This is a genomic window from Alteribacillus persepolensis (genome assembly GCF_900099605.1).
GTDB classification, from domain to species: Bacteria; Bacillota; Bacilli; order Bacillales; family Marinococcaceae; genus Alteribacillus; species Alteribacillus persepolensis.
On the sequence record NZ_FNDK01000003.1, the window covers coordinates 91,703 to 109,724 of the forward strand.

An 18,022-nucleotide genomic window follows, 5' to 3' on the forward strand; every position below is an offset into this window, starting at 1 on the left:
AAAATCACTTACGAAACACTTTCTGCTTCTTTTTAAAAGAAGCCATCATTTTTTGATACGTTTTTGTTTGTGAAAATAATGTGAAACAAAACGCCAATGTTAACAATAAACTGATAGGATTATTCACAAATCCGATGAGAAAAGCACCAGGTTCTTGAGCTGTCATATACGCACGTCGAAACGAAGAATCGATAAGCGGTCCTAGAATTAAACCTAATACAAGCGGTGCAACAGAGAATTGATAAACTTTCATAAAGAAACCAACAAAACCAAAGCCAAGCATCCAGTATACGTCTGTCATACTGTTATTTAAGGCATAAGCACCGATAACAGTTATTACCGCAATAATCGGAAGCAGTATTTGTTTTGGTATCGTAACGACCCGAACAAATATGCCAACAACGAGCAGACCGAAAATCAACAAAAAGATATTAGCTAAGACAGATGAGCCGACCATAACCCAAAACAAGTCGCCGCTTTGTTCCATCAGCATCGGACCTGGCTGCAAGCCATGAATGAAAAGGGCACCGATGAAAATGGCTGTAACAGCATCACCTGGAATACCTAGCGTTAACATAGGAATCAGTGCACCGCCGATAGCTGAGTTATTTCCCGCTTCTGGTGCAATGACGCCTTCATATGCCCCTTTTCCAAATGAGCGCTTCGGATTTTTCGTTGTACGCCTGGCGTGGTCATAGGAAAGCAGCGATGCGATTTCACCGCCTGCACCAGGCAAGGCTCCAATTAAAACACCCATGACAGAAACCCGCATCGACAGCGGCAAAAAACCAAGCAAAAACCGAAGCGGCGGAAAGGCCATTTTCTTCAATGTGACAGTTTGTCCTTTCTCATTCAACGTTTTCAGCTGATAAAGGATTTCTGACATGCCAAATAAACCTAATATCGCTACGACAAAATCGATACCGTTCATCAGCTGAAGGGACCCAAATGTAAAACGGCTGCCGCCGCCGATTGTATCCATGCCGACAAGTCCTAAGATAATACCGGCACCAGCTGAAAACATACCTTTTGCCATCGAACCTTGGCTCAAGCTGCCGATTAACAGCAACCCAAGCATGGCCAGCAGAAAATAGTCACGCTGTCCAAATTGAATAGCAATAGACGAGACAAGAGGGGCGGCTGTAGCTAAAACGGCTACGCCAACCAATCCTCCAAGAAAGGAAAAGATGGTTGTTAACGTTAAGGCCATGCGTGCCTCTCCGCGCTGTGAGAGAGGATATCCATCAAATGACGTTGCCACCGAAGAAGGAGAACCGGGCATATTGACGAGAATGGCTGCTCGTGAACCACCAAAAACGCCCCCGTAATAAATGCCCAGCATTAACGCGAGCGCTGGCAGCAAGTCCCAGGAATAGGTCAACGATAACAAGAGTGCAACAGCCATCGTTACGGAAAGGCCCGGAATAGCACCAACAAAAATACCGGCCAGCGTCCCGGCTGCAACGAACAACAGCAGCTCTATGTTGACAAAGGGCGTGAGAAATTGTTGTAGTACGTCCATGGTGCATTCTCCTTACGGAAACACAATATTGAACAATTGTGAGAATAGAAAATAAATGACAACGATGGTACCGATGGAAACAGCAATGTTTACAAACCAGGATACTCCTTTGAGAAAGAACATACTGGCTATTAAAAATAAAAACGCAGCTGGAAAAAAAGTTAATACCGGAAGCAATAATACAAATCCAACAACAAGAGCAAAATAAGCAATGATAAGCTGATAGTCTTTTTTCGTAAAGATTAGGTTGCTCTCAGACGCAGTAGTGGTTGTATCTGGTGCTTTTTCTACAGCATCTTTGTCTGATTGTTGTGTGGCAGCGCGTGCCCGGTTGTCTTGAAAAATGGTAAAAATGCCGGCTGCGAGCATAATAACGGAGATAAGAGCCGGAAAAAAGCTCCCGCTCGAAGGATCAGTAACAGATTGATCTTCCATCATAAGAGCCTGGCTTAATACAACCAGGCTTATGATGACCATTAAAAGTCCAGGCAGCGATGATTTTATGGACATGGTTAGTTCGCTCCTTGTTACTCCTCGTCAACTCTTGGAATATCAAATTCTTCTGGTGACGTGTCAGTGGCTCCTGCATCATATAACATCCATGTTGAAGTAGAACGATTTTGTTCTAAATACTCAATGGCTTCTTCGCCATGGATATTTAATGGCTGCACGCCAAGGTTTTCTAATGTTGTTTGGAATTGTTCATCTTCTTGGGCAGCAGCAAATGCTTCGGTTAGCTTATCTATAATTGCATCTGGTGTGTCTTTATGAGCAAATACACCTTGAAAAGGTCCCCACGGCAAATATTTTTCAAACTCAGGATATGCTTCTGTTAAAGCAGGTGCATCCGGAACGGATTCAAGGCGTTCATCGTTAATGACAGCCAGCATTTTAAAGTCGCCGGAATCCACATATTCTTGTGCTGCTGATACAGCAAGAACAGTGGCATCAATTTCTTCACTAAGAAGTGCTGTAGCCAGCGGGCCATCGCCATCATATGGAACTTGGTTAAATTCGGTGCCAAGTTCAGCGGAAAGCATAGCACTAGCCACATAAGGAAGGCCGCCTTCACCGGAAGTCCCCATTGTAATATCTCCAGGGTTGTCGGATGCATAGTCTGCAAGTTCTTCTAATGTATCAAACTCAGAGTCTTTGTTTACTACAATTCCTGCATAGCTTTGCCCGATAATAGATACTGGCTGAAAATCACTTAAGTAATCTCTTTCTGAAATGCCTAAAACCTGGTACAAACCATTAGGGTTTTCAGCGCCAAAAAGAAGGGTATATCCGTCAGCAGGCTGATCATACACGTACTGGGCACCCGTTGCACCAGAGGCGCCTTCACGGTTTTCCATTACTAGTGTGCCGCCCAGTTCTTCTTCAGCAAGCGGAGCCAATGTACGTGAAATATTGTCGGTCGCACCGCCTTCGCCCCACTGAATCACACCTCTTATATCACGTTCTGGATAATTCTCAATATCTGATTCGGACATTTCAGTGTCCGTCTGCCCGCCGCATGCTGCTAAAAAGAGCATGGGTGTAAGAAGCACAGCAGAAGCCAGTTTTTTCGTTTTCTTTTTCCACGTCATGCCAATTCCCCCTCGTATGCCTATACATGTCTGCCTTCTGTTTACGTTGTATGTACAGAAACATCAATAAACAGATGCAAAGGATTACAATAAAGAAAACTTGGCCAGCGCCAAGCATTTAGGTGCAGGTGATAGCCTCGTTGCACTTATACTTTCTTATCAGTACAAAAAAAGAAATTCCACAGTATGGAATTTAGTATTAATAAGTGGAACTTTGATTACAAGCATTGTATCAAAAGATTCAGAAGATGTCACTATAGAAATGTCCATTCGTTCATTGATAAAGAGAAAGTTCCCCTGTATTATTTATCACGTTACTGCTTTCCATTATAAAAGTATAAGGGGCAAAAAAGAAAGGGCGAATTTCATCTTTTTTGTGAACCGCACGATTCTGTCTACTTGAAATAATCGATAAGGCTTTATACAATGAAGTCAATTTTCACGAAATGAAATTCAGTTCCATGTGCCAAAACAAAGGAGGAACGTTCATGGAAAAAAAGGACCCTCCAAAAGGGATAAGGACATTACAGCGAGCCATTGATATTTTGTATTGCTTTTGTGCAGAAACATCCGAGTTAACGCTAACGGAAGTAGCCAACAGCATTGGATTGGCAAAATCCACGACAATGCGTTTGTTAGCAACGTTAGAGGGAAATGGTTTCGTTGAAAAAAATCCTGTCACATCAAAATATAAGCTTGGCAGGCAGCTCTATTTTATTGGGCATGCTGCCGGGAAATCAATAGAGCTGCGTTCGGCAGCAGAAGGAGCCATGAAACGCCTGCGCCAGGCTACGAATGAAACCGTCAGTATCTATACACTGGATGGCGATTACCGAATATGTGTACAGCAATATGAAAGCATGCAAGCCATTAAACATACAGTTCCTGTTGGACAGAAGCTGCCGCTGGCACGTGGAGCGGCAGGAAAGGTACTGCTGGCGTTTCAGTCCGCTTCGTTCCAGGCGCGTATTCTAACAGAGCAGGAAAGGAAAGCTGATCCCGATGTGTTTGACAAAGAGCTGCAAATGATAAAGAGGGAACATATTGCGATAAGTACAGATGAACGGGGTGAAGGAGTAGCTGCGATGGCTTCTCCCATATTTAACATTGAGGGAAGTATGGCAGCGGCTTTAGCTGTTTCAGGACCGAAAAGCCGTTTCCCAAATGACTATGAGAATATGAAAAGTCTTCTTATGGATGCAGCCATAAATATTTCTCATGACTTAGGGTATGGTTTTTATCGTCCGTAGGCAGCCACCCCCGCAAAGAGTGTTTATGATAAAGCGGAGGGGCAGTTCAACGGCTGGCTTTGTTAAAGGTGATGCCATATGTAACACAACAATGGTTATCGGCAGGGTCAGCAACAGGCGACGGCACTAGAAGGGGGAACCAAGTGTGATTTGCCCGGTTTCATGTGGAAAAAAGAAGGCTGTGTTCGCAGTAAAATCTGGCAATAACGCCTTAAAAAACAACAATAGATCCTGCTCATGAAAAAGTAACAGTATACAGGAAAAGAATGATGAAAAAAATGAGGTGAGGGCATGGGTGTGAAACAAGTGAAAGTCAGAGATACGATTTTAATGGGGGGGAAACTGTCTGTCTGTTCTGCATTGGTGGCAAAGAGTGAAACAGAACTCATGTATCAAGCGGAAACAGTTTATGAAAAAAAGCCGGATGTTATCGAATGGCGCGTTGATTTTTTTGAACAGATCCATCACACTGACGCCGTTATCACAACAGCAGCCAAACTGCGTGAAAAGGTAGGAAACATCCCGCTGTTGTTGACAATTCGTTCTGAAAAAGAAGGGGGAGAACCCATTCCACTGGATGAGCGTGAGACAGTTGATTTGTTAAAGCGCGTGTGTGAAACAAACAGTGCGGATCTGGTTGATTATGAGCTCGAGCAGCATCCCGCTGACATTGAAGCGCTTCTTCATACAGCGAAGGCGCACGGAGTGAAAGTGATTCTGTCTTACCACAGCTTTGACAAGACCCCGTCAGAAGCTGATATGTTGGCCAAGCTCGAAAAAGCTGCAGCGTATCAAGCGGATATCGGTAAATTGGCGGTGATGCCTGTCAATATGACGGACGTACTGTCTGTTTTAAAGGTGACACAACAATCTTATGAACAAATGGATATACCGGTTATTACAATGTCCATGGGGGCAGATGGGGCATTAACCCGGCTGGTTGGCTGGAAGTTTGGGTCAGCATTAACATTTGCAGTAGGGAGTCAAAGTTCCGCCCCTGGACAAATTCCGATGGAAGTAGTGAAACAAGTAGAAGAGTACTTGCAGAATAAATAAAGGCTGATAGCATTTGCCGGCTGATTGGCATATGATACGATCACATTCATTGCAAAGCTGTATAGAACAGCGGTGCATCCATCAATAGCTGGTTTGACATGCTATTGATGGATTGGGTAGAATGAAACAATAAATAACGAGCAAAGAAAGAGTGTGTAGAATGGAGAATATTCCTTCGCTTCGAGAAAGAAATATCGCTCTAGTCGGTTTTATGGGAGTGGGAAAGTCCACTATTGGCGAACGTTTGTCGAAAAAACTATACCGCGACTTTATTGATATCGATCAGACGATTGAAGAAACATATGGAATGGCTATCCCTGATATTTTTCAAGAAAAAGGGGAAAAAGAGTTCCGTCGTATCGAAAAAGATATCTCCATTGATTACTGCAAAAACAAGCGCTTGAAAATTCTTTCTCTTGGCGGCGGAGCATATGCCCAAGATGATATTCGCGAAGCATGCATGAAATATTGCATTGTCATTTCGCTGCATTTAACTTGGGATTCATGGAAAGACCGCTTAAATTTGATTATTGACAGCCGGCCAGTGTTGCATAACAAGTCCATGGAAGAGATAGAAGAATTGTTCCAAAAGCGGCAGAGCACATATGACGTCAACAGTTTCCAAGTCACAACAGACCAAATGGATGCAGACGAAGTGGCTGATGAAATTGTCCGGTTATTAAAATTTGGCTGGGATTTATATCAGCCGCTCGCGGTGGAATAAAGAAAGGGAGGAGAGTGTGCCGGTGATGTGCGGCACACTCTTTTTGGTTCTGGGTGATCATTCATCATCTTCCTTTCTGGTTGGATGGCTCTTCAAGCTCCCTTGCCGCGGGAAGAGCTTCAACTTCCGTGGCAGCCTGCCCGCGCTGCCTGCGGGATTTTACTTCCGCAGGAGACGGCGGCTTCTACACCCGGCATAGGACGTGTGTGGTTTTGGTAGAAGTTCGTTTTCGTCACGGCTGCAGGTGTCGTCCTTGGCTGCCACCAACCAGACAGCAGAAAAAAGCACACTATCTATGCACTCTGACATTTGTATGAGAGAGCCAAAAGGCTGACATAACAGTGCAGTTGAGTCATTGACATTATTTATACCTGGAAGAAGTTCGTTCCTTTGGCTTTGTTTTTTACATTCCTGTATATTTGTACAAGAATCTATTATCGTAAAAACGTGCAGGAACAGGAAGCTGGTGATGGGCGTATGAAACTGGGATTAATTATGGTCATAGGTTGTTTGAACGTTATTGCAGTAATGGGCGCGCGTCCTACTGTTTCATTGTTCGCTAATGACCTTGGAGCAAGTGCGACACATATTGGATTCATTACAAGCTTATTTTCGTTCGTTCCTTTGTTATTTGCCATTTATATTGGCAAGAAAATTGACCATTTACCTTCTCAAACAGCATTAATTATTGGAAGTTATTTAGGTGTCATCGGCATTGCGCTCCCTGGTTTGTTTTCAAATATGGCAAGTTTATATGCATCACAAGTGATTGCTGGTTCAGCACAGACCATTTTTGTATTAGCGGCCCAGGATTTCGTGGGCCGGATATCAACAAAGGAGAATCGCAGCAAGAACGTGTCCTGGTTTAGCTTAGGCATTGGAGCGGGCATGTTTTTGGGGCCGCTTATGAGCGGGTTTGTGGCTGATATGAGCAGTTATCAAGTAGCGTTTTCAGCTTTAGCTGCAACTGGGGTCATTGGTGCTGTTCTGGTTCATTTTACTCCGAATGTACCTCCGGGAGAGAAAAGGGACAAGCAGCAAAACACCTCATCCGAATCATTTACCCAGCTTTTCCGGATTCCAAGCCTGCGTTTGGCGCTCATGTATAGTGCGCTTATTTTATTTGCACGAGACTTATATATGACATTTTTTCCGCTTTTAGGCGTGGAATTTGGCTACAGTGACTCTGTCATTGGCTTTTTTATCGCCATGAACGGTTTAGCGGGGGTTCTTGTCCGCTTTTATTTGACTCGCTTGCTGGATTATTTTGGAAGTATCAAACTGTTGATTGGAACGGTTGTACTCGTGGCTGCTGCTCTGGCGGTACTGCCGTTTTCGCCGTCCATCATTGTCACCGGTGCACTCGTCTTCTTGTTAGGGGTCGGCCTGGGATTAGGGGCACCATTATCGATTACGCTGACGCTTGAGTCTAGTTTAGAAGGTCGAGCGGGAGAAACATTGGGACTGCGTCTCACACTGAATCGCTCCACGCAAGTGGTCACTCCGTTGTTATTAGGTGCAGTGGCAAGTGCAGCGGGGCTGGCAAGCATGTTTTTAATTGGTGCAGCGGCTGTTGCTGCCGGATTAGGGGCAGCATTAAAGATTGGAAAAGGTGACAGCTGACAACGGGAAGGAATATAGCTGTTAAAAGTCCGGCTTTCCCGGGCTTTCCTGCACTAGCGGAAAAAACTGAATGTTGGTGCGGTTCATCTTCAGCACAAGTGCCCAGCTGTTTTTCAAGGACACTTGTGCTTTTCTTATGTCCAAAAGAATTGCAGCACATAAGCAATGACAATAGCGATACTCATGTAAAAGACGGCAAAGGGGATATTTTTCACACCGAGGCGGTACGGGTTTAAGCCGACTTGGTTCGCTAAAATGGTAACGGATATATTAAACGGGCTATACATGACCGGAGACAGGCTGCATGTAATCATAACAATCGTTAAAGATATACTGGATACGTCGCCAATCACCGGCTGAAGTACTTCAGCCAATAGAAAAATCGAAACAAGCGGGTGAAAGCCGACAAACGAAAAGAGTAAGAAATAGAGTGCAATCGCTATATAAAATAATAAAATATAATCTCCTAGAAAAAGAAAACCATGCTGCAGCACGTCCATGAGTGCTGTCATAGAAACCATTTGCACGAAAAAACCAGCACTTAAAAACATGAAAAAGAAATTAGCCAATCCTTTTGTGCGAGTTTTCCATGCCGGCATTCCAACGGCAAAATAACGTTTTGGCTTACGCAGCACGTATGCCCAAACAATAGAAAAAGGCAGGATGAATAAGACGAGAGAGAATAAATAGCCTTTTCCAAGTATATAATCAATGACTGATACGCCGCTTACTAATATAAGCAGCATAAGAAGAAGTTCGCGTGCTTTTTTATGTATGTTGTGTTTGGGCGCTTCTGTTTGATACGGCTGTTCGATCGGATAGGACTGATACTTATAACGAGACTGCCAAATGTCAATGGCGATCATTAATATAACGATAGAAAAAATAAACGGAAACACAAATACATAGCTTTGTCCAGTGATGTCAAGAGATGTAATGACCATAATCTCCAGCGGACTCCATGTGATGCAAAAAGCATAGGCGCGTAATAAATTTTCTCTAAAAAACACCAGCTGCAGCCGCTCTGGCAGTTGTGACACCGTACGTTTTAACGAGTGATACAACAGCGGAATCGATGCAATGTTTAAAAAGAGCCCCAGCGAATGTCCAACGAAAAAGCTTCGTTTGTAAAGCTGATGGACATTGGTGACGCGCTCTTTTAAAAATAATTGCAAGTTGGTGTCGTAGCGCCCTACTCGTATTAATGACTGCAAAAACGGCAGAAATAAAAACAAGGCGAGAATACCGAGCATTGAATCAAAATAAAGAAAGTACTCGTGCCACTCCAGCCCGTTATAGAAAAATAAGAGGATGCCGATTGTATAAAAAAGAATACCCGAGATGCGGTACAACCCTTGTGTTCGAAACAACGCATAAAAAATGGCGACGTTGGCGAGCGCCCCAATGATATATGCTAGAGGCGCGGAATATACAAATTCATGAATAATATATAAAACAATAAGAAGCGGATATAACAAAAGACTCCACATCAGTATTCCAACTTTCAGCGCAGGCCATCATATTGAAATCGTCTAATCGATATCGTATGATGAAGTAGATTTAATAATGTTATAGAAAGCACTATTAATCATATTACAACTCTTTTTTTTGTCTATCAACGACTTTTAGAGGCGGACAATCATAAATGAAGGTGAAAATATGCAAGGACTAAACGTCAAGGAACCTGAACAGCTGGAGTTAAAAGAATACCCCGATGCAAAAGAGCCTGAACACGATGAGGTGAAAGTGAAGCTCATTTATGGGGGGATATGTGGATCAGACGTAGGTGTCTATAAAGGAAAAATAGCTCACGCCAGCTACCCGGTTCGCCCTGGACATGAGCTGATTGGGATGATTGCAGAAGCAGGGGAAAAAGCTCCGTACACTGTGGGAGAACGGGTGGTTGTAGAGCCGAACTCGTTTTGCGGCGCATGTGAATTCTGCCAGGCAGGAAAAACAAATATTTGTAAATATAAAAAATCGCTCGGTGTCAATGATGATGGAGGGTTTGCGGAGACATTTACGATATCAGCGAAGTATGTACTGCCAGTTCCGGAAACATTACCAAGCGAGAAGGCAGTCTTAATTGAGCCGTTAGCCGTCATTGTACACGCGCTTGAAAAAGTAAAAGTGGAAAAAGGAGTGTCTGTGGCTGTCATTGGATGCGGTACTGAGGGCATGTTGACGATTGCGATGTGCGATTACGCTGGGGCAGATATTACCGCCATTGACATTAGCGAAGAAAAGCTGGCGAAAGTCAACCACCATTATCCCGATGTGAAGACACTTCTCCCCTCAGAGGCAGAAGCGGATCAATATGATATCGTCGTGGAAGCGGCTGGAGCAAGTGCTTCTTTTGAACAAGGTGTAGAAATTGTAAAGCCTGGCGGAGACTTTGTCGTTGTAGGCATGGCTCCACAAGCGAATGTGGCAGTCATCCGCCTTGTCCGTAAAGAAGTGACTATTTACGGTTCGATTATCTATACGATGCCTCACGACTTTGAAAAAGCGATCGCGTACCTAAACGATGATGCATTTCGGGCGGAACCTGTCATCTCAAAAATATATCCGTTTCAAGAATGTCAGCAAGCATATGATGATGCTGTCTCTGGCCGGTATGGGAAAATTTTGCTGGATTTTCAAACAACATAGGTAGTGAATAGTAAGATGGAAAAGAGAAGCACAAGTGTTTGCGCTTCTCTTTTTTTTATTCCTGTTCATCCCGGTAAATGAAATACTTGCTGCCAAATGTTTTCGGCATGTCTTCTTTAATGGCTCGCGTAAAGGAGATAATCAGCATCACCATAATAATAATCAATGGAAACCCGCCGACAATACTTGCGGTTTGTAAGGTTTCAAGACCGCCCAAATACATCAATACAAGCGATGGGGCTGCTAAAACAAATGCCCAAAACAGACGGTTCCAGCGCAGCGGCTCATCATCAATCTCTTTTTGCGTGACGGAGGCTAAAATGTAAGAGCCAGAGTCAAATGTAGTGGATAAAAAGATGATGGCTAGAACAACGAAGATGGCCACAAATATACTGCTGGCAGGCAGCTTCGCAATCGTGCTGATAATCGCAGCCGGTGCACCTTGTTCGTTCAGCACATCAACAACAGAATGCTGCCCGCTTAATTCCAGATACATACCGTAATTGCCCAGTATTCCAAAGTACAGCGCACAGCCGATTGTCCCGTAGACAAGCGTTCCGACAATCATCTCCCGAATCGTGCGGCCTTTGGAAATGCGAGCAACGAATAAGCCGACAAACGGTGCATAAACAAGCCACCACGCCCAATAAAAAATGGTCCAAGCTTCCGGGAATCCAGTTTCGGGAAATCCTCCGATTCCGGCGAAAGGTTCTGTCCACATGCTCATCATAAAAAAGTTATCCAGCAAGCGCCCGATACTGTTGAATATCGTGTTGCTGAGGAACACAGTCGGGCCGATGATAAAGATAAAGCCCAAAAGCACAAACGAAAGCCATAAGTTAATGTTACTTAATACGCGGATTCCGTTACGAAGGCCGCTGTAAGAACTGACTGCAAAAATGATCGTGCTGATAATAAGAACAATGGTGTTTAATGTCATGTTTGGCTCGATGCCGGTAAAGTAGTTAACACCTTCTGCGATAAGCGGTGTAGCAAGCGCCATCGTTGTGCCGGCTCCGCCTAAAAGGCCAAACATAAACAATATATCAACAATGGTGCCAACCGGTCCATCTGAATATTTTTTTAACACGGGGCGGCAGGCTTCACTAATTTTGAGAACCGGGCGTTTGCGTACGTAATAAAAATAAGCAATGGGAAGTGCTGGTAAGCAGTATATCGCCCAGGCAATAGGGCCCCAGTGAAAAATGCCGTACGTCGTCGCCCATTGCAGCGCTTCATCAGAACCTGGTTCAAGGCCAAAAGGAGGGCCGGTGTAATAATACGCCCATTCAATCGTCCCCCAATACAGAACACTAGAACCGATTCCAGCGGCAAACAGCATTGCCGCCCACGTCAGTGTGTTAAATTCGGGTTTCACCCCGCGGCTGCCAAGGACAATGCGGCCATAACGGCTAAAAGCAATATACAACAAAAACACAAATAAAACCATTCCGATTAATAAGTATAAAACGCCTAAGTTTTCTGTCACAAAAGCATTCGCAGCGGAAATGACAGCCTCGCCGTAATCAGGAACAATTACAAGTGGAGCTGCAATAAGAATCAATAGCAGCAATGCTCCGATAAATGTCGGCCAATCCATTACATTTTTATCCATATCTATCCCCTCATATTTGGTATAATATTACTCAAGACAGTGCTTTAGTTATCTATCATGGTAGCTTTCCCTTAGATATGTATACTATGCTTTTTACGTTGAAAGAGGTGGAGACGATGCATGATTTATTAAGTAATGTGGTAGTTGCAGAACAAGTGGACTACAACCAGCATATGAATGATGCCGCTTACTACAAAGTATTCAGTGAAGCCGGCTTTTCATTTACCGATGACCTTGGAATGGGGCAAAGAGAACGTGACGAGTATGGCACAACGATTTTTACATTAGAGACACACGTCGTATATGTTAAAGAAATACGAGAAGGTGAACATTTTACCGTACATGGGCGTATACTCGACTACGATAAAAAACGGATTCATTTGTTTATGGAAATGAGAAATGACCAACATGAAAAGTTAGCAACAGCGGAGACAATGCTGATGGCCATTAACCAGAAAGAACGCAAAGCTGGACACTTTCCGGATGTTGTGTATGAAAACATTCAATCTTTCGCTGAGGAAACCAGGGAGCAAACATGGCCAAAAGAAGCAGGAAGACGAATTGGTATTCGCCAAAGGAAGGGAACATAATATGAAAGGAGGGTGGCGGCCTCCTTTTATTTAGAAGGAAGGGGTATAAAGAATGATATAAACCGCATGTTAATTGGTATAGACAACTATATATTTTGTTTGCTAAGATGAACATACAAAGAAATCGTGAAGAAGAGATAAGGAGGGGGCTCACAATGGCAAGGTCGTTCGTCATCCGAAGCGCTACGATTGTAAATCCACTGTACAAACAAGAAAAAATGTATATTGTAGTCCGAAATGGGAAAGTTTCCGACATAGGAAAGGATGCTCAATATGAACAACCTAATGAACAAAAAATACTTCCAGAAGTAACAGCTGATGCTCAGACGATGTTTGTGCCCGGGATGATTGATGTGCATATTCATGGCACGAGCAATGCAGATACAATGGATGCGACAGAAGAAGCACTTTCAACGATAGCGGGCTCCCTGCCATCAGAAGGCACCACGTCTTTTCTCGCTACGACCTTAACGCAAAGTGAACAAGCAATCACGGATGCTTTAGTTAACGCGGCTGCCTTTAAGCGCTCTGGCCAACGAGATAATCAAGCAGAGATGGTAGGGGTGCATTTAGAAGGGCCGTTTTTTACAGAAGAAAAAGCAGGGGCGCAGCCAAAAGAACATTTGCGGCAAGCGGATACGGCGTTGTTCCAAAAATGGCAGCAGGCTGCAGAAGGACTGATAAAATGGGTCTCCTTAGCCCCCGAACAAGATCCTGATCATGACCTGATTCGTTTCTTACATGAAACAGGGGTCGTTGCCGCTGCGGCTCATTCGAATGCATCATCAGAAGAAGTGGAAAAAGCGATTGATGATGGACTGTCACATGTCACCCACTTATTTAATGGAATGAGCGGATTGCATCACCGAACACCCGGTTTGGCCGCTGCTGCTTTAATCCGGCCAGAGCTGACGAATGAAATTATTGCTGATGGAGTGCATGTTCATCCAACGATGGTGCAGCTGGCTTATCAACTAAAAGGCGCATTTGGCTTGTTGTTGATTACAGATTCGATTCGTGCCAAGTGCCTGCAAAATGGAGAGTATGATTTAGGTGGACAGACAGTAACAGTACGTGGAAATCGACCGTATTTGGAAGATGGGACCATCGCCGGCAGTATGCTGAAAATGAACGAAGCCTTGAAAAACAGCATCGCATTTACAGGATGTACAGAGGAAGAGGCATGTGCTATGGCATCGTGGAATGCAGCTTGTAAGCTGGGTGTGGAAGATAGAAAAGGAAACATTGCTGTTGGAAAAGATGCTGATATTGTTCAATTGGACTGTGACTCTAAAGAGGTTATCAGAACGTGGTGTAAAGGAACACTGGCTTATGAACAATAAACCTGGCAGAGGGAGGGGACTGACATGGACGTAATACGTGTACAAAATGAACAGGAAATGAGCGAAAAAGCGGCTTCCTTGCTATTCCAACAAATTCAGCAGAAGCCGCATACCGTACTAGGTTTAGCAACGGGCGGCACACCAAAAGGAACGTACCGTGTGTTTGTTCAAAAAGCAGAAAAAGAAAATATCGATCTTTCTCATGTAACGACTTTTAACCTTGATGAATACGTGGGGCTGCTGCCTTCGGATACGCACAGCTATCACTATTACATGGACGAGCACTTTTTTCAGCCGCTTCGTTTAGACAAAGAACAGACATATCTTCCGCGCGGGGATGCGCCGGATATTGAACAGGAAACGAAGCGTTACGAACAATTGATTACACAGCACGGCGGCATGGATGTACAACTTTTAGGAATCGGTGAAAATGGTCATATCGGTTTCAACGAACCCGGCACGTCTTTTTCATCACGCACGCATGTTGTTGATTTAAACGAGTCTACACGTCAAGCCAATGCTCGTTATTTTGAATCATTGCAAGCTGTTCCCAAGCAAGCGGTTACGATGGGGATCGCTACCATTATGGGAAGCCGTCAAATTGTGCTGCTGGCTTCAGGAGAGCGAAAGCAAGAAGCAATGAAAAGGTTATTAGAAGGCGATATAGATGAATCGTTTCCCGCTTCCATTTTGAAAAAGCACCCGTATGTTACAATTATAGCAGATAAAAAAGCGCTTTCTCTTGTGTCGTATAAAGACATGGTCAGGGGATGAAAGAGAGGGAAACACGGATGATTGACAAAAATTCACCGTTACCAATTTATTATCAAATTCAAGAATGGATTCGGAAAAAAATGGATGATGGCGAATGGGAGCCTGGGGATATGCTCCCATCTGAGCGGATTTTTGCTGAGCAATTTAATATCAGCCGAATGACGGTGCGGCAAGCTATTACTGAACTGGTCAATGAAGGGTTGCTGCGGCGTGAAAAAGGAAAAGGGACATTTGTAGCGGAGAAAAAGCTGGAGCAGCCCTTGCAAGGCTTAACAAGTTTTACGGAGGATATGAAAGCACGAGGCTTTCAACCCGGAAATAAATTGTATGAATTCCGTGTCACACCGCCCAGCCGTGATGTTGCGGATGCTTTGAACATGAAGAAGACCGACAGTGTATATGAATTAGAGAGAGTTCGGCTTGCTGATAACAAACCGATGGCATTGGAAATGACATCTATACACGCTGGAGTAGTGACAAATCTGTCGAAAGATATTGCTCAGTCTTCATTATATAACTATATCGAACAAACACTGGGGCTTACGATTGGTCATGCATCACAAACGTTAGAGTCTGCACTTGCAGGAGAAAAAGAAGCGGAATTATTACAAATAGAGGCAGGAGATCCAATCCTATGGATTTCTAGGAAGACCCATTTACAAGATGGGACGCCATTTGAGTATGTTCGTTCGGCGTACCGGGGAGATCGATACAAGTTCAGCATACATTTGCCTCGTAGTACGCGCCGGCACTAATTGGAAGAAAAGAGAGGGTGTTATGTTTACTAATTATCTGGCTGAAATTAAGCAGCTCATGGAAACAGTCGAGAAAAAAGAAGAACAAGTTATTCAAGAAGCGGCTTCGGCAGTTACTGACAAAATAAGCGGCGGCGGCTTGGTGTATGTTTTTGGCTGCGGGCATTCACATATGATGGCTGAAGAGTTATTTTATCGTGCTGGCGGTCTTGTTCCTGTATATCCGATTTTAGAAGAGACATTGATGCTTCATCAAGGGCCTAATCAATCATCGCAGCTAGAACGTAAGCCAGGATGGGCTGTTTCTTTTATGGAAAAGGTCCCCCTGACAGAAAAAGATGTGCTGATTGTTGTATCTACGTCGGGCAGAAACGGTGTTCCTATTGATGCTGCTTTGATTGGAAGAGAAGCGGGCGCTGTTGTGATCGGTTTAACGTCGACCACATATGCTGCATCCCAAGCGTCGCGCCACACATCAGGAAAACATTTGCACAACGTGGCAGACATCGTGTTGGACAATCATATTCCAGCAGGAGATGCACTTCTTCAGACGGAATCACCGTCCGCATTGCGCTTTGCGCCAGGGTCCTCACTGATAAACATTGCGATACTTCAAGGGATGATGGCAGAAGTAGTTCATCAATTAACAAAAGCAGACATGGATATTCCTATCTTTCAGAGTGCTAATATAGAAGGCAGTGATGAACACAACCGAAAGATGGTAGAAGCGTATCAACAACAGATACCTCTGTTAAAGAGCTGATATCAGCTCTTTTTTGTTCCATTTTAGGGATGTGGAATGTAGTCAAAGGATGAAAAGGATGAAAAGGTAAAAAACGGCGACTTTCGCTGTAAGGGTTCAGCGATAAGCTGAACTTTGCTCCTTTACTGATTTCTTTCATGTGCTGGCGACGTCGAAAATTTATCCATGTGATTGTGTTACCCTTTCCTATCAGTGTAAAAACAGAGCTGTCCCAGTTTTATGGGACAGCTCTGTTTTGCCAGTTACTCGTTTGGCTGTTTGTTACGCATGGCATCAGCGACGAATTCCACGTCGGTGCCAACGATGATTTGATAGTCAGTATTGTTTACTTTCATTACTCCGCGTGCACCATTTTGCTTAATTTTTTCTTCATTAATTTTATCCATGTCGTGAATTTTTAGGCGCAGGCGCGTCACGCAGTTATCGATGCTCTGGATATTCTCATATCCGCCTAAGGCATCAACAAATGCAGCAGCCATCGCGCCATACTTGTCGTCTGCATCATTTGCAGATGCCACATCATCTTCATCTTCACGACCAGGTGTCTTTAAGTTTAATCCTTTAATAGCTGCATAAAAGACAACAAAATAGATAACCGCAAACACCAGGCCGATTCCAGCCAGCAGCAGAGGCCTTGTTGCAATATTAAAGTTTAAGAAATAGTCAATTGCACCAGCTGAAAAGCCAAAACCATGCAATGTACCGGCAAAGTATGTGACTACCATTGCTGCAGCTGTCAGGGCAGCATGAATAACGTACAAGAGAGGGGACAAGAACATAAATGTAAATTCAATTGGCTCGGTAATACCGGTAAGAAACGATGTAAATGCAAGTCCCCCTAGAAGACCAGCTACTTGTGCTCTTCGTTCAGGCTTAGCAGCCAAAATCATCGCGATACAAGCTGCGGGAAGACCAAACATCATCACCGGGAAGAAACCGACCATGAAAATACCAGCCGTTGGGTCACCAGCAAAAAAGCGGTCTAAGTCACCAGTGGCTCCTTCAAACGAACCAAATTCAAACCAGACAAGACTGTTTAGAACGTGGTGCAATCCAATGGGAATAAGGAGACGGTTGAGAAATCCGTAAGCGCCAACGCCAACTGCTCCTGCATCGATAATCCATTGGCCGATGCTGTCAATCCCTGCTTGGATAGGCGGCCAAACAAATCCGAAAATGCCAGCTAAAATGACCATAGAGCCGGCGGTAACAATTGGAACAAAACGCCTTCCGCCAAAAAAGCCCAGCCAATTTGGCAATTTAATTCCATGGAAGCGGTTATATAAAAGACCAGCAACAATACCAGAAAGAATACCACCGAGAAATGCCATATCAATTTCTTCATTCACGGCAGCTGTGCCTTCTTGCAAGACTAAAAAACCAATCGCACCGGCAAGTCCAGCAGCTCCGTTACCGTCTTTGGATAACCCCACCGCAACACCAATAGCAAAAATAAGAGGTAAATAATCAAATAAAGCCGATCCTGCCGCTGCCATAAAGGGAATATCAAAAAAGTCTTCTTCCCCCAAACGAAGCAATAAAGCGGCAGCGGGCAATGTTGCAATCGGGAGCATTAGGGCTTTACCGATTCGCTGTAAAAAACTAAGCATGATGAAACCCCCTTGTGTGTAAAGTAAGCGATTACAATGAAAATTAATCAATAGCATTGTAAAATACAGTATAACACTGTAATATATAGTTGTCTATACCACTAGAGCGCTTAAATAGTTAGCCATTTATGAAAGAATGAAGCCCTCTGTCTCTTT

The 18,022-nt window shown here is 44.0% G+C and carries 16 protein-coding genes; 10 read left to right on the forward strand and 6 right to left on the reverse strand.

What is annotated here, in order from left to right; translation table 11 throughout:
- Window positions 1–4 precede the first annotated feature (4 nt).
- From BLT18_RS04650 to BLT18_RS04660, 3 genes are read right to left on the reverse strand one after another with little or no spacing between them, the layout of a single operon-like run.
- Window positions 5–1,522: a tripartite tricarboxylate transporter permease gene (locus BLT18_RS04650; protein ID WP_091271682.1), complete on the reverse strand. Its 1,518-nt coding sequence runs from the start codon at window positions 1,520–1,522 to the stop codon at window positions 5–7.
- 12 nt (window positions 1,523–1,534) lie between these two features.
- Entirely contained in the window at window positions 1,535–2,032 is a 498-nt protein-coding gene (locus tag BLT18_RS04655; protein WP_091271684.1) for a tripartite tricarboxylate transporter TctB family protein, read from the reverse strand.
- A 17-nt stretch (window positions 2,033–2,049) separates the two neighbouring features.
- Entirely contained in the window at window positions 2,050–3,111 is a 1,062-nt protein-coding gene (locus BLT18_RS04660; RefSeq protein ID WP_091271686.1) for a tripartite tricarboxylate transporter substrate binding protein, read from the reverse strand.
- A 488-nt stretch (window positions 3,112–3,599) separates the two neighbouring features.
- Here BLT18_RS04660 and BLT18_RS04665 point away from each other — a divergent pair, with 488 nt between their 5' ends.
- The 4 genes from BLT18_RS04665 (at window position 3,600) to BLT18_RS04680 (ending at window position 7,764) form a co-directional block, all read left to right on the forward strand.
- Window positions 3,600–4,361 (forward strand): IclR family transcriptional regulator, encoded by a 762-nt coding sequence (locus BLT18_RS04665; protein WP_091271688.1) that lies wholly within the window; start codon window positions 3,600–3,602, stop codon window positions 4,359–4,361.
- A 291-nt stretch (window positions 4,362–4,652) separates the two neighbouring features.
- Window positions 4,653–5,417 carry a type I 3-dehydroquinate dehydratase gene (aroD, locus tag BLT18_RS04670; protein ID WP_091271689.1) on the forward strand — a complete coding sequence of 255 codons (765 nt, stop codon included), beginning with the start codon at window positions 4,653–4,655 and terminating at the stop codon, window positions 5,415–5,417.
- A gap of 160 nt (window positions 5,418–5,577) precedes the next feature.
- The gene (locus BLT18_RS04675) at window positions 5,578–6,141 is read left to right on the forward strand and encodes a shikimate kinase (protein ID WP_091271691.1); all 564 of its coding nucleotides are present in this window, start codon (window positions 5,578–5,580) and stop codon (window positions 6,139–6,141) included.
- A gap of 477 nt (window positions 6,142–6,618) precedes the next feature.
- On the forward strand, window positions 6,619–7,764 hold the full coding sequence (locus tag BLT18_RS04680) for an MFS transporter (RefSeq protein ID WP_139184706.1): 1,146 nt from the start codon (window positions 6,619–6,621) through the stop codon (window positions 7,762–7,764).
- 134 nt (window positions 7,765–7,898) lie between these two features.
- On the opposite strand, the gene BLT18_RS04685 is transcribed toward BLT18_RS04680, so the two are convergent.
- Window positions 7,899–9,254 carry a hypothetical protein gene (locus BLT18_RS04685; RefSeq protein ID WP_139184707.1) on the reverse strand — a complete coding sequence of 452 codons (1,356 nt, stop codon included), beginning with the start codon at window positions 9,252–9,254 and terminating at the stop codon, window positions 7,899–7,901.
- A 169-nt stretch (window positions 9,255–9,423) separates the two neighbouring features.
- Between BLT18_RS04685 and BLT18_RS04690 the strand changes: the two genes are divergently transcribed.
- Window positions 9,424–10,416 (forward strand): zinc-dependent alcohol dehydrogenase, encoded by a 993-nt coding sequence (locus tag BLT18_RS04690; protein WP_091271696.1) that lies wholly within the window; start codon window positions 9,424–9,426, stop codon window positions 10,414–10,416.
- A 55-nt stretch (window positions 10,417–10,471) separates the two neighbouring features.
- Here the strand turns inward: BLT18_RS04690 and BLT18_RS04695 are convergent, their stop codons facing one another.
- Window positions 10,472–12,031, reverse strand: a complete 1,560-nt coding sequence (locus BLT18_RS04695) for a BCCT family transporter (protein WP_091271697.1) — start codon at window positions 12,029–12,031, stop codon at window positions 10,472–10,474.
- Between the two features lie 116 nt (window positions 12,032–12,147).
- Here BLT18_RS04695 and BLT18_RS04700 point away from each other — a divergent pair, with 116 nt between their 5' ends.
- The 5 genes from BLT18_RS04700 to BLT18_RS04720 all read left to right on the forward strand — a co-directional run bounded on the left by BLT18_RS04700 (window position 12,148) and on the right by BLT18_RS04720 (window position 16,256).
- Complete coding sequence (locus BLT18_RS04700; protein ID WP_175487376.1) at window positions 12,148–12,621, forward strand: thioesterase family protein; 474 nt, start codon at window positions 12,148–12,150, stop codon at window positions 12,619–12,621.
- 155 nt (window positions 12,622–12,776) lie between these two features.
- Window positions 12,777–13,964: an N-acetylglucosamine-6-phosphate deacetylase gene (gene nagA / locus BLT18_RS04705; RefSeq protein WP_091271700.1), complete on the forward strand. Its 1,188-nt coding sequence runs from the start codon at window positions 12,777–12,779 to the stop codon at window positions 13,962–13,964.
- 24 nt (window positions 13,965–13,988) lie between these two features.
- Complete coding sequence (gene nagB, locus BLT18_RS04710; protein WP_091271702.1) at window positions 13,989–14,738, forward strand: glucosamine-6-phosphate deaminase; 750 nt, start codon at window positions 13,989–13,991, stop codon at window positions 14,736–14,738.
- A 17-nt stretch (window positions 14,739–14,755) separates the two neighbouring features.
- A complete protein-coding gene (locus tag BLT18_RS04715; RefSeq protein WP_091271703.1) occupies window positions 14,756–15,493 on the forward strand; it encodes a GntR family transcriptional regulator in 738 nt (245 codons plus the stop codon).
- A gap of 22 nt (window positions 15,494–15,515) precedes the next feature.
- Window positions 15,516–16,256, forward strand: a complete 741-nt coding sequence (locus tag BLT18_RS04720; protein ID WP_091271705.1) for an SIS domain-containing protein — start codon at window positions 15,516–15,518, stop codon at window positions 16,254–16,256.
- Between the two features lie 242 nt (window positions 16,257–16,498).
- On the opposite strand, the gene nagE is transcribed toward BLT18_RS04720, so the two are convergent.
- Window positions 16,499–17,866 carry an N-acetylglucosamine-specific PTS transporter subunit IIBC gene (nagE, locus tag BLT18_RS04725; protein ID WP_091271706.1) on the reverse strand — a complete coding sequence of 456 codons (1,368 nt, stop codon included), beginning with the start codon at window positions 17,864–17,866 and terminating at the stop codon, window positions 16,499–16,501.
- Window positions 17,867–18,022: the final 156 nt, after the last annotated feature.

Coding starts and splice junctions, on each gene's coding strand:
- BLT18_RS04650 (WP_091271682.1), bottom strand. CDS start 1,522: ATGGACGTACTACAACAATTTCTCACGCCCTTTGTCAACATAGAGCTG.
- BLT18_RS04655 (WP_091271684.1), bottom strand. CDS start 2,032: ATGTCCATAAAATCATCGCTGCCTGGACTTTTAATGGTCATCATAAGC.
- BLT18_RS04660 (WP_091271686.1), bottom strand. CDS start 3,111: ATGACGTGGAAAAAGAAAACGAAAAAACTGGCTTCTGCTGTGCTTCTT.
- BLT18_RS04665 (WP_091271688.1), top strand. CDS start 3,600: ATGGAAAAAAAGGACCCTCCAAAAGGGATAAGGACATTACAGCGAGCC.
- aroD (WP_091271689.1), top strand. CDS start 4,653: ATGGGTGTGAAACAAGTGAAAGTCAGAGATACGATTTTAATGGGGGGG.
- BLT18_RS04675 (WP_091271691.1), top strand. CDS start 5,578: ATGGAGAATATTCCTTCGCTTCGAGAAAGAAATATCGCTCTAGTCGGT.
- BLT18_RS04680 (WP_139184706.1), top strand. CDS start 6,619: ATGAAACTGGGATTAATTATGGTCATAGGTTGTTTGAACGTTATTGCA.
- BLT18_RS04685 (WP_139184707.1), bottom strand. CDS start 9,254: ATGTGGAGTCTTTTGTTATATCCGCTTCTTATTGTTTTATATATTATT.
- BLT18_RS04690 (WP_091271696.1), top strand. CDS start 9,424: ATGCAAGGACTAAACGTCAAGGAACCTGAACAGCTGGAGTTAAAAGAA.
- BLT18_RS04695 (WP_091271697.1), bottom strand. CDS start 12,031: ATGGATAAAAATGTAATGGATTGGCCGACATTTATCGGAGCATTGCTG.
- BLT18_RS04700 (WP_175487376.1), top strand. CDS start 12,148: ATGCATGATTTATTAAGTAATGTGGTAGTTGCAGAACAAGTGGACTAC.
- nagA (WP_091271700.1), top strand. CDS start 12,777: ATGGCAAGGTCGTTCGTCATCCGAAGCGCTACGATTGTAAATCCACTG.
- nagB (WP_091271702.1), top strand. CDS start 13,989: ATGGACGTAATACGTGTACAAAATGAACAGGAAATGAGCGAAAAAGCG.
- BLT18_RS04715 (WP_091271703.1), top strand. CDS start 14,756: ATGATTGACAAAAATTCACCGTTACCAATTTATTATCAAATTCAAGAA.
- BLT18_RS04720 (WP_091271705.1), top strand. CDS start 15,516: ATGTTTACTAATTATCTGGCTGAAATTAAGCAGCTCATGGAAACAGTC.
- nagE (WP_091271706.1), bottom strand. CDS start 17,866: ATGCTTAGTTTTTTACAGCGAATCGGTAAAGCCCTAATGCTCCCGATT.